This window comes from Paenibacillus sp. FSL R7-0204 (genome assembly GCF_038002225.1).
GTDB lineage: Bacteria > Bacillota > Bacilli > Paenibacillales > Paenibacillaceae > Paenibacillus_AQ.
Window position 1 is genome coordinate 466718 of record NZ_JBBOCA010000001.1, and the last position, 23918, is coordinate 490635.

Consider the following 23918-nt stretch of genomic DNA (forward strand, 5'->3'; position numbering starts at 1 on the left):
GGGTGCCTTGATAGGACAACTTACGTATGCGGATTCACTCTAACCTGTGCGCCCTTGCCGCTGGTCTGCAGCCCGGAGGCTTTGGTTCCGGCTTCCTTCAGATCGGCCACGAGCCGCTCCAGCACTGCCTTCGCAGCGGCGGCTTCCTTGGCGCCGGAGGCCTTCACGACAAGCTGCACCGGCTTGCCGGAGCGCAGATGCTTGTCCGCCTGACGCAGCTTTGTGTCGTAGTCATGCTCTTCGATATGGGCGGTGAAGCGCAGCTCCTTCACCTTCTCCTGGCTGCTTCCGCCGCCCTGTTGCGGACGGGTACTATCCTTGCGGGCCGCTTGCGCAGCCGCCTTGCCTTTACCCTTGGCGACCAGGCTGCAGGGCGGCGGGCTGCTCATCAGCGAGGTGCAGACCAGGTCGGCCCCTGCGGCTCTGGCCTTGGACAGCGCCTCGCTTCTGGATACGGTGCCGAGCTTCTCGCCCTTTAGCCCGGTCAGCTCGACCTCGGCTGCCTTAATCTGTTCATTAATCAGTACGGCCACGGAAATGATCCTCCCTTTGCGGATATGATATAGCTATCATATATGGAAGCGGGCAAGGCTTCAATAACGGCTGCCGTATGCCTTCAGCAGTCAGGCCCGCAGGTTGAGACGGTTGTGCAAAGCGGTTATACTCAGTGGACGCAGGTTTTTCAGCATTGAACCACTGGCAGTACTATATTTTCTGTTGAATGGGGGATGGCAATTGAATGACACAGCTGACGATAAGCAGTTAATTCTGCTTATTGCACAGAAAGACTCGAATGCCCTCGAACTGCTCTATGACCGGTATGAACGGGTCATCTATAGCTTTGCTTACCAGATCGTGAAGGATTCGATGGCTGCCGAGGAGGTTATGCAGGAGCTGTTCCTGCGACTGTGGAAGAATGCGGGGCAGATTGACTTCGGCAAAGGCAAGCTGCTCACCTGGATGTTCGCGGTGACCCGCAATCTGGCGATCGATTATCTACGTAAGCGGGACGCCAGGCTGCCGCGGCAATCGGCCGATTCCGGGAATCTGGAGCAGGTTCAGGACCATAGCGCGCTCACTGAGGATCTCGTTGAGCTGCAGATGGCGGGGGAACAGATCAGAGAGGCGCTGCTGGGATTAAGCCGCGACCAGCAGCAGGTAATGGATATGATCTATTACCAGGGCTACACCCAGCAGGAGGTAGCGCAGCTTGCGGCAATCCCGCTGGGAACGGTCAAGGGAAGAGTCCGGCTGGCGATGAAGCAGCTTCACAAATCGTTACGGCACTGGGGAAGGAGGGATCATGCACATGAGTGAACACAATGAGGAACTCTGTGAGTTGGCCGAATTATATACGCTGGGCGCACTGACGGCGGAGGAAATGCAGCAATTCGCTGCCCATGCAGCAGAATGCGCGGAATGCAGGGAGCTGGTGGAGGAATACCGGCAGGTACTGGACCATCTTCCGCTTGCCTCTGAGCCGGTAGACCCGCCCTCCGGCATGAAGGAGCGCATCTTGTCACGGGTGCTGGAATCCGGGAATGCGGGCGCACCGGCAGCCCGGCCGGAGACCCGTCTGCTGAATATCCAGCCTGATGCAGAGCGGGCTGCGGAGCATGAGCCAGCGAGGACTCCTCCGGCAGAGCAGGGCATGCCCCAGTTAAGCATCCCGGAGCCCAAGAGAACCCGCTTCCGGGGGTACCTGAGCCTTGGACTGGCTGTGGCTGTGCTGCTTCTGGTCGTCTACACCGGCCAGCTGCGCGGGAATGTGTCTGAGCTGAAGGAGCAGCTGGCCTCCGGCACCGGACCGCTCCAGGGGCTTAAGGTGAATGAGGCGGTAGCGCTAAGTCCGGCGGGAGAAGGGGTTACCGCCAAGGGTACAGCAACGATTGTCGCAGACCCTACCGGCACCCACCTTGTGCTTCAGGCAGAAGATCTGCCGGAGCTTACCGGCACCGAGGTCTATCAGGTATGGCTGATCAAAGGGGACTCGCCGGTAAATGCGGGTACCTTCATCTCACAGGGCGGGAACGGGGCACTGTATTATTCGTTTGACCCGAAGTCCTATGATACGATAGCCGTTACGCTGGAGCCGGATGGCGCGGGCGTTACCCCGCGCGGGAAGATGATTCTCACAGCGCCGATTAAGCAGGGGTAGCGGGCAAGGAAGTGCCGCGTCCAGGCGAGCGGAATTGAATAGACTTGAAGCTGAACAGCCGGGAGGATGAATTCCCGGCTGTTTTTTCTCATCAAACTCTAATCTTCCTGCAAAGTCTTTCTCATCATAGATAGTTTACTCTAGGGGTAATTACAAGAACTGGAGGAGATATACAAATGAACAATCCCCGGAAATGGCTAGTTACAGGCGCTGCTCTGGCAGCAGTATTACTCTACATAGGTACGGCAGGTGAGGGCATTGTCAGCGGACGGCCGCTGGCGGAGGAAGAGTTCAATTCCCGGTCTGCACAGCCTGTGGTGTCTGCTCCAGCCGCCGCAGCTGCGCAGCAGATTGCTGGGAAGAGGCAGGGGAACGGATATGCTTTTGACAAAGGGGTGACCCGCTTCAGCCTTCCACCCGGCACACAGAGGGTCAGTATCGCCAACATGAACGGAAACATCGAGCTGAAGCAGGGCAATATCAAGGAGCTGGAGATCCACATGACGGTGGTTGTCCATCAGGCAACAGCAGAAGCGGCGAAGGCTATCGCAGACAAGTCGGGGATGAAGGCGGGCACAGGAGCTGATCTGGAGATTGAGACGTACAGCGAACTCTATGGCAACCACCAGTCTCCGAGCCTGGAGTTGACGGTGACCTTGCCACGTGGCATGAAGGCGGAGCTGCAGGCAAGGACGGAGAACGGCAATCTTTCTTTGTCAAAAGTTTCTAGTACAGGTAAAATCAAATTATCGTCGGTGAACGGTAACATCACTGCTTCCAACATCCCTGAGGAGCTTGTTCTGCATACGGTCAACGGTAACGTTCAGGTCTCGGAAGCGAAGGGCAGCGTTGACGTTAAGCTTACCAATGGTAATGTACAGGCTTCGCAGATATCGGGCGACCTGGCAGTGAAGGCGGTCAACGGGAATCTTACGGTGAAGGATGCGCTGGCTGCTGTCCGTGCGGCTACCGTGGCGGGGAATATTGAGGTGGAGAGCCGGAAGATCGGCGGGAATTGGACGGTGACTACGGAGGTAGGCGACCTGGAGCTGGCGTGGCCGGGCGGAGCGGGAGTCGAGGTGGATGCGGAGTCGGTTTTTGACGAGATTGAAACGGACTTCCCGCTGACCGTGAAAAATCACAAGGCCCATGGACGGATTGGCGCAGGTACCTATCAGATTCACGCTAAAGCTATGGCAGGGTTGTCGCTGATGCAGAATTGATCTTGTAAAGAGGTGGACGAGGGTTGAAGGAACGCGTATTGATCATTGAGGATGAGACGGCCATGATCCGCCTGCTGGAGCTGGAGCTGCTCTATGAGGGTTACGATATCACGGTTGCGGGAGATGGAATTACGGGTGCCGAGAAGGCGCTGGGTGAGCACTATGATATGATTCTGCTGGATTTGAATCTGCCGGGCATCAGCGGAATTGAAGTCTGCAAGCGGGTACGTGCGGTCAAGCAGACTCCGATTATAATGCTCACGGCCAGAGACACGGTCAATGACCGGGTGCGGGGACTGGATACCGGGGCTGATGATTATGTGCCGAAGCCGTTCGCCATTGAAGAGCTGCTGGCGCGTATGCGTTCTCTGCAGCGCAGGCTGCATGCGGCTGAACCAGGGGATGAGGTACTACACGCCAAGGATCTGGTGCTGGATACGGCCGCCCACCGGGTCAGCCGGGCCGGACGCGAGATTGAATGCTCGCAGCGTGAATTCGATCTGCTGCACTGTCTGCTGGTTCATAAGAACCGGCTAATGAACCGTGAGGCATTGCTCAATCTGGTATGGGGCTATTCGTATGAAGGTGAGACGAATGTGGTAGATGTGTACATAAGGTATGTGCGTATGAAGGTGGATGAGGGCTTCGGGGAGAAGCTGATCCATACGGTCCGTGGCAGCGGCTATATCCTGAGAGACTGAGGTGAGGGAATGAAGCCATGGACGTTCTCCCGTAAGGTCAGTGCTTCGATTGCGCTGACGGCGCTGGCTGTTGCGGCAGTGGTCAGCGGATTTGTCTATATTACCTTCAAGCATTGGACAGACAGCCAGGAAACGCGGGTGCTGGATGCCAAGCTGAAGCAGTTCGAGCTTCGCGTCGGCGAGGTGGAATTCCTGCCGTCCCTGCTTCAGCCTGGACTGGGCAGAGGGAGCGGTGCGGCGGCTTTTTTGAAGCCGGATTTCTCCATGTTTGCTCCTGAACTGGAGAAGGGGCAGGTGCTGCAGATGCTGGATGCCAGCGGGCGCGTGCTTGCCGAAGCGGGGGAGGGGGAGCCAGAGCCCGGCTCGGATGTGTATCAGGCAGAGAAGGAGATATCCCTGCCGGTATATGGCCTTGTCCGGCTGCAGCTTACAGATAGCGGACAGTCACGCAGCGCCACCGCCGAGAAGGAGGTGGGCCGGCTGCTGCTGCTGGGTCTGCTGCTGGCTGCGGGAATGGCGGTGATTGCCGGCGGGCTGGTCTCCCGTTCAGCACTGAAGCCCATCCGCAGTATGATCGGCGAAGTCCGCAGCATCGGAACGAACAGCTTATCGCGGCGTGTACAGGTTCCCGCCGCTCAGGATGAACTCCAGCAGCTGGGGGAGACCTTCAACGGATTCCTGCATAAGCTGGAGGTCTCCTTCGACCAGCAGCGCCGCTTCATCGCAGATGCCTCGCATGAGCTTAAGACGCCGCTGGCTATTATTGAGGGCCATACCCATATGATACAGCGCTGGGGCAAGGAGTCCCCGGAGGTGCTGGATGAATCGCTGGCCTTCATGATGGATGAGACCCGGCGGATGAAGGCGCTGATCTCCCAGCTCCTTCTTCTTGCCGAAGCGGAGGCAGAGGCTTTCGTGCCGGAGGACGAGGAGGCCGTCTGCAGTCTGAAGACAACGCTAAGCGAGCTGTTGCCGCAGACGGTTCATGTAAATCCCGGCGTAGAGCTTGATTATGACAGCGGCTCCAGCGGACAGGAGGTCCTGGTGAGGATACCGGGCAGCGCTTGCTATCAAGTACTTCGTAACATCATAGAGAATGCATTGAAGTATACCCCTGAAGGCGGAACGGTAGTGATCAGGCATTCCCGCTTGGAGGATGGCAGAGTGGTACTAACCGCAGCCGATACCGGGATCGGAATCCGCGCGGAGCAGCTACCGCATATTTTCGAACGCTTTTACCGTACGGAGCATTCGCGGAGCCGCTCGCAGGGAGGCTCGGGTCTGGGCCTCGCTATTGCAAGAGCGATCATGGAACGGTATAGCGGCTCCATCGCCATTGACAGCACACCGGGGCAGGGGACAACCGTCACATTGACGTTTGCAGGTGCCTGAGCTATATTGTGCGAAGCTGATCAGCCGCCCGAAGTATGAGTCCGGAGAAGCGCTCCGTACTGTTAGGGATAAGGGGATGATTCAGGGGGCCTGTTTAATTTCCTTATTTTCCGGTGAATGGGTAGTAGTGAGTGAACTGACGGCAAGCGCGCCTGCGGAATTAGGGACGGGCTTGCTTTGCAGTGTCCAAACAGGGAGGCTACAGGAATGGATAAGGCGTTGCTGGCACAAGTGAAGCGTTGGCATGATAAGAATGAATATCAGCAGATTGTGGACCGTCTTCTGGAGATTCCGCCAGAGGCAAGAGATTATGAATGTATCAGCCAATTGGGCAGAGCCTATAACAACCTGGGAGATTACGACAAAGCGCTGGAGCTGCTGCTCAGCATTGCAGAGGAAGGCAAGGAGGATTCGCTTTGGCATTTTCGCGCAGGGTACTCCTACTATCATCTAAAGCAGTACGAGCAGGCGGTCCAAGCGTTTGCTCGTGCAGATGAACTGGAGCCGGGAGACGGAGATATCCAGAACATGCTGGAGTACAGCCGGGAAGGCGCGCAGCGTGAGGCCAGAGAGCAGGCCAGGCGTGCAGAAGCGATACATAATTCTAAATTACTTAGTGAGAGTGGCGGCAGAGACCTTGGGTCTTTCCTTGATTTCTGTGCCGATTTCTGGGATGACAGCGATTATGCCCTGAAGTCGTATGTGTCCCCGCTGCCCAGTGACGAGCTGATTGCTTCTGTGGAGGAGGAACTGGGCTACAAGCTGCCGGCCTCTTATATCGCCATGATGAAGCAGCATAACGGAGGGATACCCCGCAATACCTGTTACCCGGTGACTGAATCTACCTCCTGGGCTGAGGATCATGTTGCTATCTCGGGGATCGCCGGAATCGGCCGTGACAAAAGCTACTCCCTTTGCGGAGACCTGGGCAGCCGCTTCATGATTGAAGAGTGGGGTTACCCCGATATTGGCGTGGTCTTCGGAGACTGTCCTTCTGCCGGACATGATGTCATCATGCTGGATTACCGCCACTGCGGGCCGGAGGGGGAGCCTGAGGTGATTCATGTGGATCAGGAGGGCAATTACGAGATTACGTTCCTGGCCCCTGACTTCGAGACCTTCATCCGCGGGCTGGTGAACGATGAGGTGTTTGATACCTCGGAAGAGGATAAGGAGGATGACCTGAAGACAGTGGCTTCCGGGGCGTTCTCCCCCCTGCTGCAGGAGCTGTGCGACAAGGTTACGGAAGTGGGTGATATAGAGGGTATTATCCGCAGGATCTGCACCGCCATTGTGGAGGAGAAGGGCTATTTCTCTCTTCATGCGGACGAGCGGTCCACCCTGATGTATGATCTGCAATTCTGGCTCTACACGCGCGTCTACCCGAATACTAACCGTGACCAGTATCTTGAGGTGTATTCCAAAATGATCGCGTTCGGCGGTGAATTCAGCACAGGCGGATATGCCCCGGGATTCATCTCGGACTGGCTGGACGACCGTGTCCGCCACGGCATGATCGTGAACACGAACGGGACGCTCCGGTTCACGGATGGGGCGAAGACGCAATTACTTCAGAGGCTGAAGGAAGCTGCTGGGGGGCCGGGAGCTGCGGATCTGAAGCCTTTTATAATCGTGGAGCAGGATAACGGCGGCAAGTCCGTGATTCTGAACGCGGGAAGCTATAAGGCAGAAGTATTCGCCGTACGGGAAGAGGAAGGCTTCGAGGGCAACGGATATGATTGGGCCTCTCTGGCGGCAGTCTTCCTGGAGGAGCGGATGCCTGAGCTGGACGGTATTGTCCAATTCGACCCGGAGGCAGGTATGTTCTGCGCCTATTCCTCTGACGGCGAGGCGATGGTCGCCTTCGCGACTGCCTTCAAGCGGGCTTGTGAGGACGATGAGCTCATCCGCGATCTGTTCTCGCGCGCGGAGCTGGATTAGGACGAATCAGACGGGGCTGCCTGTATATGGGCAGTCCTGTTCTTTTTATTTTTTGGCTATGTTAAATTATAATGTTGATTTTTCGGCTCTACACAGAAAAGAATTGATATCTTCTTCCATTCTCAAATTTATCTACAAAATTGCCATCAGTAATTTCAGAAATAACCCTTAGCCAAAATTTTTGTGCTGGTATATTCTTCTCAAGTTGGTAGAGTTCCCAATTACCTTTAAAGAGGGTAAATAGTTGTTTGGCTGCGGCTGTACCCAATCCATTCATTCTGTACTTTCTCAATATAAAGAAATGTGACAGGATATGAATATCTTTACCAGTTTCTTTGTTTTTCACGAAGGCAAATCCAGCGATTTTATCACTAACCATTATTAAAAAAGGATGGCGACTTTGTGGCTCATTCCAATACAAATTAAAATCGGGCATCCCTTGGTAAACACCATTAGATAGAGTATCGACCTCAGTGTATTCAGTGAAATCGTACATATAAAATTGAAGTAAGTTTTGCAGAGTTAACTGATCTTCAATCATAGCTTTTCGAATATTCATTAGTTCACTTCCGTTCTCAACTTTTTTTACGCTGAACATCGAAGTTTGGTGTTCGTGGCTATGATAACTGTTGGCGTTTTGGATATGATAGATGCCTTTCACACGCTGTTTTCCATCAGACTTGAATCGGTAATGAGCAAAGCCTGAAACTTGGAGATCCCATAGTACTCCTCTTTTCTCAAAAACCATCTCAGTTTACTAGGCGCTATCATTTTGTCCTCTGGCCGACGTTCAACAAAGAACTCTCATCTGGCTTCTTTTTTTCAGAGCTATCCAGTATAGCCACCACTTCCCGGTTGACCTTAGTAACCCTGTAACGACCTTCTCCAAGGTCTCAAGCGAGAGGTTCATTTCTTTACGTAATCTTCGAATGCGTACTCCGATTCTTTTTAAGGTCAAATTGAATTCTTGTTCAGCAAAAGAAAGAGAATGCCGCCAACAATAAACCCGCTTATTACACCAGCCAATACAGATTTGAGAATAATGAGTGCAATGTCCATCCCCGTAGTGTCGGGGGTCGCTACGATATTCATAATGAACAGCAGGCTAAACAGGAGGGATGTAATCAGAAAAGATTTTGATTTCAGAAATCGCTTCATGGTTCTCCTCCATTCAGAAATAGTTCTCTGTTAAATATGATAATGTAAGTCTTTTTGTAATAATACCATACTCCTCCTCTCAAATTATGTCATACAGATGTCTATTTTTTCCTGCTATACTGGGTTTATCACAGGCGAGAAGGAGACAAGAATCAGAATGGGCGAGATCATTAGACATGATGTGAATGAGGAATATGCATACTCCGGTTTTGTAGAGGCGGGGGGCTTCATTTTCCTGAGCTTCTGTGTAGGTAATGTTGGCGGAACAGTGGAGGAGCAGGTGGATGGTGCGCTGAATGATATGAGCGGCCGTCTGAGTCAGGTAGGTCTTACCCTAACAGATGTGGTGAAGGTGGACATTCTGCTGCGGGATGTATGGGATATTCCGGTTATGGAAGAGGTATTCAAGCGCAGATTCGAAGGCAAGTACCCTGCCCGCAAAACGATCTCCACCGAGTTCGCGCATGTGGGAGGCCCGGATGGACTGAAGGTCCAGATTGACGGTGTAGCGTACCGTCCACGTGCGTAGCGGTAATTCGAACCCAAACAGCAGCTCCTCCTGCCGGGATGAGCTGCTGTTTGGGTTGCCTAAAGGGTGTGGTGGGATAGATGATTTAGGGCAGCGGTGATACCATACAATGTTCCTTCAGGATTATGACGGCTGTCCATTATGCTCCTTCGGGGCAGGGCGAAGCATGTTCCCAACCAGGCGCAGGCTTTGCCGGCGGGTCATGAACCGGGAGATCTGGGCGCCCAGGTAATTGCGGAATCCGGGGACAATGTACTGTTTTCCTTTTGCCATAGCGCGCAGGGTAATTGCCACTACCCGCTCAGGCGAGTCCTTCGCGCCGCCGACGGAAGCATCCTCCGTACCCACTACGTTGAAGAAATCCGTCTCTGTTGAGCCTGGGCACAGGGCGAAAAATTGCACACCGCGATCACGATTCTCCCAGTAGAGGGCATCGGTAAAGGACAAGACAAAGGCTTTGGTCGCCCCATAGACCGCCATATAAGGCAGCGGCTGAAAGCCTGCGGTAGACGATACATTGATCACAGCACCTGCTCCTCTGTGGAGCATTCCGGGAAGGAAGAGATGCGTCATATCGACCACAGCGGCTACGTTGAGCATAACCTCTTCATGCTGGCGTTCCCCGGAGACTTGCTCGAACAGGCCATGGGTGGCAAAACCCGCATTGTTCACCAGCAGGTCGATATTCAGGCCAAGCTGCTGGCATTGCCGGTACAGCTCTCCGGCAGCTCCTTCGAGGGATAGATCCTGGGGGATAACCCGGCACTCAACTCCATGCCTTTGCGTCAATTCGCCTGCAAGCGCATTGAGTTTGCTTTTGGTTCTGGCTACCAGCACCAGATGACTGCCTTCCTTAGCTAATTGTCTTGCAAACTGTTCTCCGATTCCCGAAGAGGCTCCGGTGATTAAAGACCATTTTCCTTTAATATTCACATTTTCCGCTCCTTTTGATTCAATGTTTTGATTTGGTAACATTGTTACCTATGTGAATCATAGTAACTAAATCGCCACGCGTGTGTCAAATCATTTTTTTCAGCGTAGTGGTTCAATTGACAACCTATGTTCAAATGTTTAGAATTCCTGTTAGAACCCGGCAACTTTGTTGCTCGGCAATAACATGTTAACCGAATGAAGGTGATTCTTATCCATAATGAAGACAAGCCCACACCATCTAAGGGCCGGACACTGAAGACCTATCAGGAAGCCCGCCTGCAAAATACAGAAAATCTCCGTAAGCTTGTGGTGGATGCGGCCGCAGCCATTCTGCAGGAAGAGGGGCCGGAGGCCGTCACTGTGCGTAGAGTATCGCAAAGGATGGGCTGTTCCACCAAAATCATCTATAGTTTGTTTGTTAATAAAGAGGGCTTGGCCCAGCAATTATATCTGGAGGGCTGCAAATTACTGGCCCAGCGTTTTGAAGAAGTGCCGGCTTCTTCAGATCTGTTACAGCATCTGCTGGATCTGGGCGAAGCCTTCTGGCAGTTCGGACAGGATTACAGCAGTTACTACAAACTGATGTTTGGAGGAGCTTTTGCCGAATTCAAGCCGGATGCGGAGAGTATGCAGGGAACCATGACAGCCATAAGCCGTTTGTGGGTTCTAATTAGCACCGCCCAGCAGCAAGGACAGATCCCCAGTCAGGAAGAGACCGCGACCCTTGTCGGCACGTTATGGGCATCGCTGCATGGAGTTATCCACCTATACATGAGCGGGTTCCTTGGAGATACCGTAGCTGCCCATACTGTATACAGGCAAACGATGGAGCTGCTGTCCAGAGCCTTATTCGCAGCATCCCTACCAGACAGAGGAGCGGATCGAGGATGATCGCATTAATCTTGGCTGCGGGGTATGCCACCCGTCTGTATCCGTTAACGCTAGACACCCCGAAGCCGCTGCTGCCGGTGCAGGGAAGCCGGACGATTCTGGATCTGCTGGCCGAGCGTCTAGAGGTGCTGGAGGAGATTTCGGAGATTCTTGTGGTGACGAATGAGCGCTTTTTCCATGCTTTTGAAGAGTGGGCCGGGCAGTACCAGGGGAGCAAGCCGGTTCGTATCCTGAACGATGGAACTTCTTCACCTGAGGGGCGGTTAGGCGCGATTGGCGATATCCAGTTTGTGCTGGAGCGGATGCAGCCGCAGGAGGATCTGCTGGTGCTGGCAGGCGATAATGTGCTTGGCTTCGGCCTCGCGGGGTATTTGGACTATTTTCACAAGGTGGATACCGACTGTATTCTGGTGCGGACGGTGGATGATCCGGCAGAGCTGCGCAGTATCGGCGTGGCAGAGCTGGATGCGCAGAATCGGGTCTTATCCCTGGAGGAAAAGCCGCAGGCGCCCCGCTCGAACATTGGCGTATTCGCGCTGTACATTTACAAACGGTCTACGCTGCCGCTGTTCTCCCGTTATCTGGCTGAAGGGGGCAACCCGGATGCGCCGAGTTACTTTCCCGAATGGCTGCATTCCCGTCAGGAGATGCGGGCTTACTATACCGAGGGTACGATAGAGGATGTCGGCACCCCGGAGGCCTATGCACAGATGCGGGCGAGGCTGGAGGAGCAGGCAGATTAACCTGGGTTAACAATCAAAAAAACGCACGGGCAGAGGGCAGCTCTCTTTATGGGCAGATCATCATCTTAAATTTTCGTTCTGGTTTTCATATTATAAATAAAAAGGATGAAAACTGTGTCCAATTTACTTGGTTTAACACTGGGTGGACTAAAAGGGAGATTAAGGAAATCATCGATCTGTTTATGATTCAGCAGAGTATGAAGGTGAACCAATAAACCTGAACTTTGAAATATGGTTTGATAGGCTTTAGTCATGATATTTGTATTGTGGAAATCAGGCGAGAGTGAGACGCACCGCGGCGCTTAACCGGGGTGTACCTCCTCTCGCTTTTCCTATTTCGAATAGTGATCTATGATGGGCGAGCGAAAAGCCAGCCGACTTCGAACGTTACTTTCCCCAAGCTGCATCGCCCAAATCGTCGGAACTCCGTTTGTTCTTCAGTTGTCCAATTAAACTTTTTGGCATCGTCATTAGGCATACCGCTAAGATGTAGCCTTCTTTTCTCGGCAACCACTCCAGCGACCTAAACAGCGGTCCGTTCGCAGAGCGTCCACCCAAGTGCGCACGTTGATCTTACTCCAAAATAAAGAACTGTCCCAAGCATCCATTTCATGGATTTTGGGACAGTCCCTTCTACTTGGTTAAGGCTCTACGCCATAGATCAGCGTTCCATTATGATATACAGTGATCCGGTCATTGGCGGTGAAGCTGGTCAGCAGCGGCCGGAAGGAGTAGTCGTTAGCCTGGCTGTAATTCGCATAGTTATCCTTATGAATGCGGAACTGGATCTCTCCGGTCGAGCCGGAAGCAGCCAGGCTGCCTGCCCCGCTCTTGAAGGAGATTTCCGCGTAGGCATCGGCGTTCGGGACTGGAACCGTGAGCGGGACGATGGTGGTCTGGATATTGTTTTTGCCGACGACGGCGTAGTCAATCTCCATGGTGTGTGCGGTGCTGCCGTCCTGGGTGAACCAGTAACGGATTGTGAATTGGCTTAGCGGGACGGGGACTGTGGAAGTGCTCTTCAGCTGGAGACTTGCCCGGATGGAGCCCACATTGTTGCCGGTCTCATCACTGCGGTAGAGCGGAGTGGCAGTTACAGGTCCTGTTCCTGGGCCTCCAGGCTGTTCAATAGGAGGGAAGGTGACCGTCTTCATGATCCGGTTCAGCATGAGCTGCTTCGGCCGGTTCCAGGTTGCCCAGTCATCCTGCAGCAGACCGCCGGTATCCCCGCTGTTGGGGTTCAGTGTCCAGTAGGTCCAGTAAAGATCATTCGTGCCGATGTAATCGACTAGTTTATTTTGCCACTTCCCTTCCACCGAGAGGGTGTCCACGCTGCGGCCCCCGAATTCACCCAAGATTAGAGGAGCAATGTTTTCTTTGCTGATATAGCCCCAGGTCTGATCCCATATCGCAGGCAGGTTCGCCGGAAAAGCAGGATCGCTGAACCACGGCTGCTCCGCCACCCCGGGGCCGTAATCATGCGGAGAATACACCACTTGATTCGGTACGGTAAGCGTTACCGGATAATTCCGCACCCCGGTGAGGTTGCCGCCCCACCAGTACTTGCTGGTGTTACCCTGCACATTCTGCTCAATCCCTTCGACGATGATCAGCCAGTGCGGATTCACCGCAAGGATTGCATTCCCTGCCCGCTGGGACGCGAGCCGCCAGTCTGTGCTGAGATCACCGGTCCCCCAGCTTGCCGGGCCATGAGGCTCATTATGCAGGTCGGCACCGATTACCGTAGGATTATTCGCATAACGTGCAGCCAGCATCACCCAGTCACTGATCCAACGGGATTCAGGATATGCGGGGGTATACCAGAGCGTCGACTGCCCGCCGGAATCGGGACGGTGCCGGTCCAGGAAGATTTGAATGCCGCGCTGGCCGGCTTTTTCGATTAAGGTATCCATAATTTCGATCGGAGTCAGACCGGCCAGGTCCGGGTTTTTGGCATAATCAATGCTGTTGGCCTGGGAAGCGGAATCGAACATTTGACTGCTGAACGGCAGGCGAATCAAGTTGTACCCTTCTGCGCGGACCTGATCGAGCACATCATCCATGGAACGCGACCATAATCCGTGCGGGGAATAGTTCGGCGTCTCGAAGCCAAACCAGTTCAGGCCGTTGAACACGGCCGGGTTCCCCTGCGAATCTACAATCCGGCTGCCTGAGGTGTGATAAAAAAGCTTCGCTGCCCCCTCAGCCTTCACCGGCTGTCCGGCAATAGCGGCGGTACCTGCAAGCAGTGTTAGAGCCAAAAGCATTTTCCCCAGTGTCCTGAAACCAAAGGTCATTCATCTTCCTCCTCGTATATGGTTCTTGATAAAGTCGAACTTTATATCATACGGGTAAAATGAAAACCTATTCATCCTGGACAAGTCTGAATTATGGAAAATTATTGAATAAAATAGGAAGAGATGCCGCTGAAGTTACTCTATATGCACCAATACACTTATGGGATAAGCCTGGTAGGCTATGGTGACCGAAGATAGTTAGATTATCTACACTTGCTGGTGAGCAAATGGCCTCTGTTACAGCAGTAATTGGATAAACAGCACTTAAATCATCCCGATTCACCCAAAGCAGCAAAAAGAGTAAGCATAGGTGTTGTAAATCCACTTGTTACCGTACATCTCTCCCAAACCGCTAATTTATGATACATTTTTCTAATTGTTTAGCACAAATTACAAGAATCACATCTAGCTTAAAAAGGGAATAATTGCTATAATTACTAATGTAAGCGATTGACATCAACGGAGCGTATACATACAGTTACAGCTTTAACGGTTACAGTCAGCAAACTATTCAAGCCGAGAGGAGATTAGAAGAATGTTTAGAAGCAAAGCTCTACAATGGGCAGCTATCGGGTCGCTTGTCGTGTCTTTATTTGTGGGGGCGTTGGCGGTGGGCGGGGAGAAGGTGTTCGCCGCCGATTGCTCGGCCGGCTATGTAGCTCTAACGTATGATGACGGGCCGAATCCAAGCAACACGACGAACCTGCTGAATGCTCTGCAGCAGAATGGCCTGCGCGCCACGTTCTTCAATGTCGGGCAGAATGCGCAGAACAATCCTTCGCTCGTCCTGGCCCAGAAGAACGCAGGGATGTGGATTGGCAACCATTCCTGGTCGCATGCCAATCTGACGCAGGTGGGCACCTCCCAGATCACATCGGAAATTACGAATACCCAGCAGACGCTGCAATCGATTACCGGAACTGCTCCGAAGCTGTTCCGTCCGCCGTACGGGGCGACTAACGCGACTCTCAAATCCATTGAGGCCCAGAACGGCCTTACCGAAGTGCTCTGGAACGTGGATTCCCAGGACTGGAACGGAGCCAGCACCGGCCAGATCGTGTCCGCGGTAGGCACTATGAAGAATGGGGATGTCATCCTGATGCATGACCAATACCAGACCACACTCCAGGCGGTACCGCAGATTGCACAGAATCTCAAGAACCGTAACCTGTGTTCAGGCATGATCTCGCCGTCCACCGGGAGGGCGGTTGCGCCTGATGGCGGCAATGGTCCTGGCCCCGCTGCAACGAAGGTAGAGGCGGAGAGCATGACCAAGGCGGGTCAATATACTGCTAATATCAGCTCGCCCTTCTCCGGAGTTGCCTTGTACGCGAATAATGATTCTGTGAAGTATACTCAGAATTTCACCAGCGGCACCCATAATTTCTCCCTGCGCGGAGCCTCCAATAACGCCAATATGGCCAGGGTGGACCTCAAGATCGGCGGGGTAACGAAGGGGACCTTCTACTATGGCGGAAGCAGCCCTGCGGTCTATACGATCAGCAATGTCAGCCATGGAACCGGCAATCAGGTGATTGAGCTGGTGGTCACCGCTGATGACGGGACTTGGGATGCTTACATTGATTATTTGGAGATTAACTAAAGGTTCCTAATACCTGCTCTAGCAACAAGGGGGCATCCCAATCGGCCATTACATGGCCTACGGGATGTCCCCTTTGCTGTACTCTTATCATCAGTTCTTGTCCACCAGACTTCTGACCTGCTCCAGATCACTGCTGCATAGTGCCTCCAGATGGGTGGTGATCTTCTCGGGACTCCAGTCCCACCATTTCAGCTCCAGCAGCAGGGCAATGAGCTCGTCATCGAAGCGCTGCCGCAGAATCCGTGCGGGATTGCCCCCGGCGATATGATAGGCAGGAACATCCTTGGTGACAGTAGTATTAGCGGCAATAATCGCCCCGTCGCCAATGGTCACACCGGGCATAATGGTGGCATTCTGGCCAATCCAGACATCGTTGCCGATGATAGTATCGCCTTTGTAGGGCAGATCCGCCAGCTGAGGAGTGGCCTGCTCCCAGCCGCCGCCCATAATGTTGAAGGGGTAGGTGGTTACCGAGCCCATCCGGTGGTTGGCGCCGTTCATAATGAACTCGGTGCCCCTGGCGATGGCGCAGAATTTGCCGATCATCAGCTTGTCCCCGATGAACTCATAGTGATGGGTAACACGGCTCTCGAAGGATACCGACTCGTCAGGATCATCATAGTAGGAGAAGTCTCCGGCGATGATGTTGGAGCGGGTCAGCGTATTTTTGATGAAACGGACTTGCTTGATCTGTGGATTCGGATGGATGTCATTGGGATTTGGTCCTGTAGCATGCAATAGGATCACACCTTTCTCACATGAATGGGCAGCCGAGCCATAATTTGATTCTAGCTATAGTATAGTCCAAGCGGCGCTACAGTTCTTACATATATTATGAGAGACTGGTAGTTTGCAAATCTCTTATCTTGGGAGGCTTGGCTGGAATGGCTATTCTATCAACAGGGCCTATTGAGAATAATGCAGTGAACGGTGTAAGGCCTACGGTACAGGTGACGGTCAAGATTGATAGCCGGGATGCGGTGAATCCGTCTGCGATTCTGATCCAAGGGTACAACTTGACCCTCACCAGAACGTTGTACGTAAGCGAGCTTATTACGGTTTCCCCGGACGAGGTGATCACAAGGAATTACTTTGCCAATCTGGATGCCTATGAGTTTGTCTTTACAACGGAGGGACTTGCTGAATTGCAGACGGAAGTCTCCGTGTGGGGCAAGGATTCAGCCGGGCGGCTGGTTACCGCCCACCGTCTTGTCTCAGCTGAGCTACTGGGTGCTGAAGAGGGGGCAGTCACAGGCTCCGTCAACCGTATCTATGTTGCCAATTTCAACAGCAATGATGTTTCTGTGATCAACGGTGCTACAGGTGCAGTGATCGCAGTCATCCCTGTAGGGGTGAATCCTGCTGGAATTGCCGTGAACCCGTTAACCAACCGCATTTATGTCGCCAACTTGAACGGTGACAACGTATCCGTTATCGACGGTTTAACCAATACGGTGCTGGCCACCGTTCCTGCCGGGGACGGAGCGGGCGGAGTCGCGGTCAATACCGCTACCAATGCCATCTATGTTGCGAATTTTAATGATAATACGGTCACTGTCATTGACGGATTAACCAACACTGTGGTGACTACCATTATTCCCGCCGGCGGTTCTCCTTTTCCAACGGGGATCGGTGTGAATTCCTTAACCAATACTATTTATGTAGCTGAATTCAACTCGGACATTGTTACCGTCATTGATGGGGCTACGAATACGGTTATTACCCAGATTCCCGTGCAGGTCAACCCGTTCCGTTTGGCTGTTGATCCCTTGACGAACCGGATTTATGTCGCGAACTTCACCAGCAACACCGTATCCGTCATTGATGGTGCGACCAATACGGTGATCACCAACGTGTCTGTCGGCACGACTCCGGCTGAGCCGGGAGTGAACATCTCTACCAATGCCATCTATGTACCAAACCGGGATGACGATAATGTATCGGTGATTGGCGGGTTAACGAATACGGTGATTACTACCATTCCGGTCGGAAATAATCCCAACGGCGCGGGCGCTAATCCATTGACGAACCGCATCTATATTACCAATCAGGACGATAATACGGTATCGGTCATTGATGGGGTCACCCAGGCTGTGATTAGTGTCATACCGGTCGGCGCGCGTCCGTTCTCCGTGGGCGTCAATCCGTAGGAGGCCAGGAAGAGGAATCCAGTGCCATGCCAATTGAGGCCATTATCTTAACGAGCGAGGTGACTCATAGGATGGAAATAACATCAGCCGGAGATATCATGATACAGCTGTCGGGCATGGACCAGGAGAATTCTGTATCCCGGATCTACGTTCCCGGGATCGGCGAATTCATAATTGTATTGCTGAAGACAGATGACAGTGCCGCTGAAGACTCGGCCCGCACCAGCGGGGCGGAGGCAGAAGAGTGCACAATGCCAGCAGCGGGGTTAACAAGGAACCCCTACCTTTAAGGATAGTCCATAAATCAGCACGCTTCCGGAAGGAAGTGGCTGGTTTATGGAATTATAGACTTTACGCCATTCTGGGCAGTTGTACATAGAACGTCGTGGACGCTCCAACCACACTGTTTACGTAAATCCTTCCTTGATGCTGGTCCACAATGGACCTAGCGATAGCCAGACCCAGCCCGTAGCCGCCCTGCTTGCGTGCTCTGGAGGTATCCGTACGGTAAAAGCGGTCAAAAATCCGCGCCAGATGCTCCGCAGCGATGCCTTCCCCTGTATTCGAGACGGAGAGGAGGACATCGCTGTTCTGCTTATGGAGGGAGATATGGACAGCGCCTTTAGGATTCGTATATTTCACTGCGTTATCCAGCAGAATCATCACCACCTGCTGGATCTGCTCGGGGTTGCCCGGCACGGTAAGCTCCGGCTGGATGTCATAGTCGAAGGAGATATTCTTCTCGAAGAGAACGGACTCCATGGTCAGAATAATATTCTCTACCGCTTCGCTCATGTTGAACCTGCTGTGGAGCTTCCTGGTCCGGGCGTCATCCATCTCCGTCAGGTACAGCAAATCGCCCACCAGCCGGGTCATCCGCTCCGTTTCGGACTTGATATACTGCAGCCATTTTGCCTGATTGCGGATCGTATCCTCACTGTTCGCCAGCAGTACATCCGCGTTGGTGTTAATAATCGTCAGCGGCGTCTTCAGCTCATGGGAGGCGTCGGCAATGAACTGCTTCTGCTTGTCAAAAGCCTCCCGTACCGGCGCAATCGAGCGCCCCGCAAAGTAGCGGCTGGTGAAGTACAGGATGACCAGCGTCAGCAGGCCGACAGCCGCGAAGGTATAGATCAGGTTCGTCAGGATCTGCTGCTGGGCGGTGATGTCCATGAAGACCAACTGTTGTCCGCTGCTTGCAGGCTTCACCATGAAGATCCAGCGGCTGCCGTCCAGTGTGAACTGGCCGGTGTCCTTGCCCTGGCTGAGCGCCTCCTTCAGCGCGGCGGTATAGAGTTCATCGTCCATGGTGAACTTCGATTCCTTGCCGGTCAGCGTGCCGCTGGCATCGGTCTGCACCATGAAGGAGACGGAACGCTCCGGCTGGTAAGGGTCGATCGGCCCCTGGCCCGCGGGCATTGCCCCGCCGCCGCCTGAACCGCGCGGGCCTTGTCCGCCCCCCGGCCCCCGCTCTTGCATGTCCGCAATCCGGTGGAGCGCCATATAGATGTCTGCCTGCACATTGCGGTACGTGAAGATGTAGATGGCGGCGAAGGCCACCAGCATGATAATGGAGATGGTGACCAGATTGACAATCAGGAACCGGGTTCGGAGTTTATTGAACATCAGGCACTCCCCTCCAGCACGTACCCTACGCCCCTAATCGTGATGATGCGCACCTCCGAGTTCAGGAAGGTCAGCTTTTTACGCAAAAAAGAAATATAGACCTCCACGTTGTTATGCTCCGCATCGGAATCGAACCCCCACAGCTTCTCAATGATCTGCTCCTTCGAGGTGACCGCCTGCTTCCTTAGGATCAGCAGCTCCAGCAGCTCCGTCTCCTTCAGATTCAGCTTCATCTCCTTGCTCTTCACCGTCAGCTTCGGATTAGCCGTATTCAGCTCCAGATCCCCGAACTTCAGGGCATCGTCAGGAATCACCTCGCCCTTACGCCGCAGGGCAGCCCGGATACGGGCCAGCAGCTCCTCCGATGCGAATGGCTTGGCGATATAATCGTCTGCTCCATGATCGAGTCCGGTCACCATGTCGGTGATCTCTCCTTTAGCTGTAAGCATGATGACCGGTGTGGAGATTCCGTCCTTGCGCAGCATCTTCAGCACGCTGATTCCATCCAGCTCCGGCATCATAATATCCAGCAGCAGCAGGTCATAGATCCCGCTCTGCGCATAATCGAGACCGGCTCTGCCGTCATGCACCGCATCTACCGAATAATTGTGTTTTTTGAGGATTTGGGTTAAGGCCTCCGCCAGATGGACCTCGTCTTCTACGATTAATATTCTCATGGGATGGCTCATCCTCTTCTTAAGTAATGGATTTGCTGCTGATGCCATTATATCAAGGGGACCTTTAATCAACCTTAACCCATTTAAGATTCGTTAAAGGTTCAGGGGCTAAGATACATCCATAAGCAAGCGGCACCCATTACTCCCCTGAAAGGAACTGATCCCCATGGCTATTGAGGTCTTCAACCGTTACGAGAACAAATATCTGTTCGACCATGAATCCTATCTGAAGCTCTATCATGAACTGCTGGAATATATGGAGCCTGATGCATACAACAAGCAGCACGAATATTATTCCATCACCAATCTGTATTATGACACCCCGCAGAATTCCCTGATCCGCAGCAGCCTGGCGAAGCCGAAGTACAAGGAGAAGCTCCGCATCAGAGCCTACGGCATTCCTGAAGGCGACACCAGAGTCTATCTGGAGATCAAGAAGAAGGTGCTGGGCCTGGTTAACAAAAGAAGAACCCCGCTGAAGCTGGATGAAGCCTATGCATTCATCGAGAGCGGCAGGGAGCCTGAATTCGAGAGCTATATGAACAAGCAGGTGATCGAAGAGATCAAGTACTTGCTGACCCGCTATGATCTGCAGCCGAAGCTGTATTTGTCCTATGACCGTAAGGCTATGTTTTGTAAAAATAACCGAGATCTCCGCATCACCTTCGATACCAATATCCGCTGCCGCCGGTATGATCTGAAGATGGAGCATGGCGTGTATGGCGAGGAGCTGCTGGAGCCGAGACAATGGCTGATGGAAGTGAAGGCGGAGAAGACCATTCCGGTCTGGCTGGCCAAGATGCTGTCGGAGCATCAGATGTACCGCACCAGCTTCTCCAAGTACGGCAACGAATACAAAAAAATGCTGCGAAACAGCCAATCAGAAAGAGAGCGTGTCCGCTATGCTTGATTCATTATTTTCCGTAGCTGAGTCTACTTCAGAACTAACATTCATGAATGCTGCCTTAACCATCGTCATCGCCATTATCCTCGGCGGACTGATCAGCTTCACCTACATGAAGACGAGCCCTGCCGGATACTCTCAGAGCTTCACGCTGACCATGGTACTGCTGCCGGTTATTGTAGCGATCATCATTTTGCTTATCGGCAGCAATGTGGCCCGGGCCTTCAGCCTGGCGGGTGCCTTCTCGATTATCCGGTTCCGAAGCGCCCCCGGCGATCCGAAGGATATCACTTTCGTTCTGTTCACTATGGCCTCCGGGCTGGCCTGCGGGGTAGGAGCGTTCGGTTATGCGGTATTCTTCACCCTGATTCTCTGCGTGCTGATGGTCCTGCTTAACCGAACGGGCTTTGGACTTAAGAAGACGATGCACAAGACACTGAAGGTAACGATCCCTGAGAATCTGGGCTATGAGGAAGCCTTCGCAGAGGTCTTCAATACCTTCAATGTGGCCTACGAGCTGAAGAAGATCAGAACCACGGAGCTGGGCAGCCTGTATGAGCTGGTCTACGCTGTAACGATTGATGAGCAGACGAGCCAGAAGGAGCTGCTGGACGCCATCCGTACACGTAACGGGAACCTGGATCTCTCACTGACCATGGCGCCCGTCATGAATGAATATTAATCCGCTGCAGGAAGGGAATGATGACTGATGAAGAACAGATTAACAGCCGGTAAAATAGGACTTATGCTGCTATGCGCCGCAGTCATGTCGGCATGCAGTGCAAAAGCTGCTACGCCATCTGATACAAGTAACAACGTGAGTACATCAGTTGCGGCTGCGCAGAGTAGTACCTCTGCCGCCGTGCAGCTGGCAAGTGTAAAGGCAGCAGATCTTGTGACTTGGGAGGAAGAGGATGCTGTTATCGCTTGGACAGCAGCAGATTCGACTGCTATAACTCTGAATGGGACTGCTGCTGTGGTAGACGGTGCAGGCGCCACAGCACAAGAGGGCACAGTGACCATTACGAAGGCAGGCACTTATGTGCTCAGCGGTACACTAAGTGACGGACAGATTATCGTAGATGAGCAGGCCAAAGGGACCGTAAGGCTGGTGCTGAATGGCGCTCACCTGACGGACAGCGATAATGCTCCGGTCTACATTAAGGAAGCCGGCAAAGTGGTCATCACCTTGCAGGAAGGCACGGATAACAGTGTGACAGATGGAGCTGCGTATGTGTTCGCAGATGGGGCTGAGGATGAGCCAGGCGCTGCGGTCTTCAGCAAAGCCGACCTGACGGTTAACGGCACCGGCAAGCTGACGGTAACCGGCAACTATAACGACGGTATCACCAGCAAGGATGATCTGAAAATCATGTCCGGCACCATTGAAGTGAAGGCAGCGGATGACGGTATTGTCGGTAAGGACCTAGTAGCTATACAGGACGGCAATATTACAATTCATGCAGGAGGCGACGGTATCAAATCAACCAATGCCAAGGATGCTGCCAAGGGCTTCATCGCCATTGCCGCCGGAACCTTCAACATCACGGCCGGTAATGACGGGATTCAAGCGGAGACCGCTGCTGTCATCGACGGCGGCACCTACACGCTGGTGACTGGCGGCGGCTATGTGAATGCCGAGGTGAAGACCGGCGATCAGGGAGGGCCGGGAATGGGCGGCGGCTTCGGCCAGCGTCCGGAGGGCGGAGCCTTCCCTGCTCCCGGGGAAGAAGGGGGTACGCCGCCTGCGATGGATGCTGCGCCGGCTGCTGACCAGCCCCAAGCAGCGGAGAGTGGCACCGCAGCAGCGGCACAGACGGACACCGCAGCAGCGGCGGAGACAGAATCCGTCAGCGCCAAAGGGATTAAGGCAGGCGGCGACCTGACGGTGAACGGCGGAAGCTTCACAATCGATGCCGCAGATGATGCGCTGCACAGCAACAGCAGTATCTCGGTAACGGATGGGGAATTCCAGATCGCTACAGGGGATGACGGGCTTCACGCCGATGCTCTGGTCTCGATATCGGGCGGCACCGTCAATATTACGCGGAGCTATGAAGGGATAGAAGGGGCGGACATCACCATATCCGGCGGTGAGATCCATGTGACAGCCACAGACGATGGCGTCAATGTGGCCGGAGGCAACGATACTAATACGGCAGCAGGAACGCAGGCTCAGGATTCGTTCAGCAGCACCGGCAGCAACCTGCTGACCATCAGCGGCGGCACCTTGATTGTAGATGCCGCAGGCGATGGCCTGGACTCCAACGGCTCGGTGACTATGACCGGAGGCACCGTTATTGTGAATGGCCCCGAGAACTCGGGCAACGGCGCCTTAGATTATGACGGAGCCTTCAACATCACCGGCGGATTCCTGGTAGCCGCAGGTGCATCAGGAATGGCACAGGCTCCGGGCGAAGACTCCGGCCAGTATTCGGTAAGCGTGGAGTTCGCTGCAACCCAGCAGGCTGGAACGATGGTTCACCTGGAAGATGCTGACGGCAAGGCCATTCTGGCCTTCACTCCGGCGAAGAGCTTCCAGACCGTAGTGGTCAGCGCTCCAGAGCTTACGGACGGCTCTTATACCGTCTATACCGGAGGCAGCTCTACTGGAACAGCTGCGGATGGACTGTATACCGGCGGGACGTACAGCGGGGGCAGCAAATTCGTTACTTTTGACATCACCAGTACAGTGACATGGGTGAATGCATCGGGTGTAACCACAGGCGGCAGCGGTATGGGCGGGCCGGGAGGTGGCGGCTTCGGCGGCGGCAGAGGCAACAGAGCCGGAGCAGGAGACGGACCAGGCGGAGAGGGAGGAACGCCGCCTGCGGACGCAGGCACCACGAAGCCAGCCGACGCGGGCACCACGAAGCCAGCCGATGCGGGTACCACGAAGCCAGCCGATGCGGGTACTACAGCTCCAGACAGCGCAGGTACAAGCAAGAATTAAGCAGGACAGCAGAGCAGAGACTATCCATTAGCGGATAGT

Annotated in this window: 23 protein-coding genes; 15 read left to right on the forward strand and 8 right to left on the reverse strand. The window is 53.8% G+C overall.

What is annotated here, in order from left to right; translation table 11 throughout:
• Window positions 1-20: 20 nt before the first annotated feature.
• On the reverse strand, window positions 21-533 hold the full coding sequence (infC, locus tag MKX42_RS02235; protein WP_340750886.1) for a translation initiation factor IF-3: 513 nt from the start codon (window positions 531-533) through the stop codon (window positions 21-23).
• Window positions 534-735: 202 nt separating this feature from the next.
• On the opposite strand from infC, the gene MKX42_RS02240 reads away from it, so the two are divergent.
• The 6 genes from MKX42_RS02240 (at window position 736) to MKX42_RS02265 (ending at window position 7415) form a co-directional block, all read left to right on the forward strand.
• Complete coding sequence (locus tag MKX42_RS02240) at window positions 736-1317, forward strand: RNA polymerase sigma factor (RefSeq protein WP_036691711.1); 582 nt, start codon at window positions 736-738, stop codon at window positions 1315-1317.
• Window positions 1310-2158 (forward strand): anti-sigma factor domain-containing protein, encoded by an 849-nt coding sequence (locus MKX42_RS02245; protein WP_340750887.1) that lies wholly within the window; start codon window positions 1310-1312, stop codon window positions 2156-2158. Before MKX42_RS02240 ends, MKX42_RS02245 begins: the two co-directional genes overlap by 8 nt.
• Before the next feature lie 176 nt (window positions 2159-2334).
• On the forward strand, window positions 2335-3381 hold the full coding sequence (locus MKX42_RS02250; RefSeq protein ID WP_340750889.1) for a DUF4097 family beta strand repeat-containing protein: 1047 nt from the start codon (window positions 2335-2337) through the stop codon (window positions 3379-3381).
• 23 nt (window positions 3382-3404) lie between these two features.
• The gene (locus tag MKX42_RS02255; RefSeq protein ID WP_340750891.1) at window positions 3405-4082 is read left to right on the forward strand and encodes a response regulator transcription factor; all 678 of its coding nucleotides are present in this window, start codon (window positions 3405-3407) and stop codon (window positions 4080-4082) included.
• Between the two features lie 9 nt (window positions 4083-4091).
• Entirely contained in the window at window positions 4092-5474 is a 1383-nt protein-coding gene (locus tag MKX42_RS02260; RefSeq protein ID WP_340750893.1) for a sensor histidine kinase, read from the forward strand.
• A 207-nt stretch (window positions 5475-5681) separates the two neighbouring features.
• The gene (locus tag MKX42_RS02265; RefSeq protein WP_340750895.1) at window positions 5682-7415 is read left to right on the forward strand and encodes an Imm51 family immunity protein; all 1734 of its coding nucleotides are present in this window, start codon (window positions 5682-5684) and stop codon (window positions 7413-7415) included.
• Between the two features lie 88 nt (window positions 7416-7503).
• On the opposite strand, the gene MKX42_RS02270 is transcribed toward MKX42_RS02265, so the two are convergent.
• On the reverse strand, window positions 7504-7974 hold the full coding sequence (locus MKX42_RS02270) for a GNAT family N-acetyltransferase (protein ID WP_340757601.1): 471 nt from the start codon (window positions 7972-7974) through the stop codon (window positions 7504-7506).
• Window positions 7975-8369: 395 nt separating this feature from the next.
• Window positions 8370-8573, reverse strand: coding sequence for a hypothetical protein (locus MKX42_RS02275; RefSeq protein WP_340750897.1), 204 nt, complete (start codon window positions 8571-8573; stop codon window positions 8370-8372).
• Between the two features lie 157 nt (window positions 8574-8730).
• On the opposite strand from MKX42_RS02275, the gene MKX42_RS02280 reads away from it, so the two are divergent.
• Window positions 8731-9102 carry a RidA family protein gene (locus MKX42_RS02280; protein ID WP_340750899.1) on the forward strand — a complete coding sequence of 124 codons (372 nt, stop codon included), beginning with the start codon at window positions 8731-8733 and terminating at the stop codon, window positions 9100-9102.
• A 123-nt stretch (window positions 9103-9225) separates the two neighbouring features.
• Here MKX42_RS02280 and MKX42_RS02285 read toward each other — a convergent pair whose 3' ends face one another.
• Window positions 9226-10035 (reverse strand): SDR family NAD(P)-dependent oxidoreductase, encoded by an 810-nt coding sequence (locus MKX42_RS02285; protein ID WP_340750901.1) that lies wholly within the window; start codon window positions 10033-10035, stop codon window positions 9226-9228.
• Between the two features lie 195 nt (window positions 10036-10230).
• On the opposite strand from MKX42_RS02285, the gene MKX42_RS02290 reads away from it, so the two are divergent.
• Both MKX42_RS02290 and MKX42_RS02295 read left to right on the forward strand, forming a co-directional pair.
• Complete coding sequence (locus MKX42_RS02290) at window positions 10231-10926, forward strand: TetR/AcrR family transcriptional regulator (protein WP_340750902.1); 696 nt, start codon at window positions 10231-10233, stop codon at window positions 10924-10926.
• A complete protein-coding gene (locus MKX42_RS02295) occupies window positions 10923-11669 on the forward strand; it encodes a nucleotidyltransferase family protein (RefSeq protein ID WP_340750904.1) in 747 nt (248 codons plus the stop codon). The genes MKX42_RS02290 and MKX42_RS02295 overlap by 4 nt, the downstream gene beginning before the upstream one ends.
• Before the next feature lie 641 nt (window positions 11670-12310).
• Here the strand turns inward: MKX42_RS02295 and MKX42_RS02300 are convergent.
• On the reverse strand, window positions 12311-13966 hold the full coding sequence (locus MKX42_RS02300) for a cellulase family glycosylhydrolase (RefSeq protein ID WP_340750906.1): 1656 nt from the start codon (window positions 13964-13966) through the stop codon (window positions 12311-12313).
• A 535-nt stretch (window positions 13967-14501) separates the two neighbouring features.
• Between MKX42_RS02300 and MKX42_RS02305 the strand changes: the two genes are divergently transcribed.
• A complete protein-coding gene (locus tag MKX42_RS02305) occupies window positions 14502-15569 on the forward strand; it encodes a polysaccharide deacetylase family protein (RefSeq protein ID WP_340750908.1) in 1068 nt (355 codons plus the stop codon).
• 90 nt (window positions 15570-15659) lie between these two features.
• On the opposite strand, the gene MKX42_RS02310 is transcribed toward MKX42_RS02305, so the two are convergent.
• Entirely contained in the window at window positions 15660-16307 is a 648-nt protein-coding gene (locus MKX42_RS02310; RefSeq protein ID WP_340750910.1) for a Vat family streptogramin A O-acetyltransferase, read from the reverse strand.
• Window positions 16308-16453: 146 nt separating this feature from the next.
• Here MKX42_RS02310 and MKX42_RS02315 point away from each other — a divergent pair, with 146 nt between their 5' ends.
• Together MKX42_RS02315 and MKX42_RS02320 are read left to right on the forward strand one after the other, a co-directional pair.
• Window positions 16454-17719: a YncE family protein gene (locus MKX42_RS02315; RefSeq protein ID WP_340750912.1), complete on the forward strand. Its 1266-nt coding sequence runs from the start codon at window positions 16454-16456 to the stop codon at window positions 17717-17719.
• A 71-nt stretch (window positions 17720-17790) separates the two neighbouring features.
• Window positions 17791-18009 (forward strand): hypothetical protein, encoded by a 219-nt coding sequence (locus MKX42_RS02320; protein ID WP_340750914.1) that lies wholly within the window; start codon window positions 17791-17793, stop codon window positions 18007-18009.
• A gap of 61 nt (window positions 18010-18070) precedes the next feature.
• On the opposite strand, the gene MKX42_RS02325 is transcribed toward MKX42_RS02320, so the two are convergent.
• Window positions 18071-19345, reverse strand: a complete 1275-nt coding sequence (locus MKX42_RS02325; protein ID WP_340750916.1) for a sensor histidine kinase — start codon at window positions 19343-19345, stop codon at window positions 18071-18073.
• The gene (locus MKX42_RS02330; RefSeq protein ID WP_340750918.1) at window positions 19345-20022 is read right to left on the reverse strand and encodes a response regulator transcription factor; all 678 of its coding nucleotides are present in this window, start codon (window positions 20020-20022) and stop codon (window positions 19345-19347) included. Before MKX42_RS02330 ends, MKX42_RS02325 begins: the two co-directional genes overlap by 1 nt.
• Before the next feature lie 166 nt (window positions 20023-20188).
• Between MKX42_RS02330 and MKX42_RS02335 the strand changes: the two genes are divergently transcribed.
• From MKX42_RS02335 to MKX42_RS02345, 3 genes are read left to right on the forward strand one after another with little or no spacing between them, the layout of a single operon-like run.
• Window positions 20189-20932, forward strand: a complete 744-nt coding sequence (locus tag MKX42_RS02335) for a polyphosphate polymerase domain-containing protein (RefSeq protein WP_340750919.1) — start codon at window positions 20189-20191, stop codon at window positions 20930-20932.
• Window positions 20925-21608 (forward strand): DUF4956 domain-containing protein, encoded by a 684-nt coding sequence (locus tag MKX42_RS02340; RefSeq protein WP_340750922.1) that lies wholly within the window; start codon window positions 20925-20927, stop codon window positions 21606-21608. The genes MKX42_RS02335 and MKX42_RS02340 overlap by 8 nt, the downstream gene beginning before the upstream one ends.
• Window positions 21609-21635: 27 nt before the next feature.
• Window positions 21636-23879, forward strand: coding sequence for a carbohydrate-binding domain-containing protein (locus tag MKX42_RS02345; protein WP_340750924.1), 2244 nt, complete (start codon window positions 21636-21638; stop codon window positions 23877-23879).
• The last annotated feature ends 39 nt before the right edge of the window (window positions 23880-23918 follow it).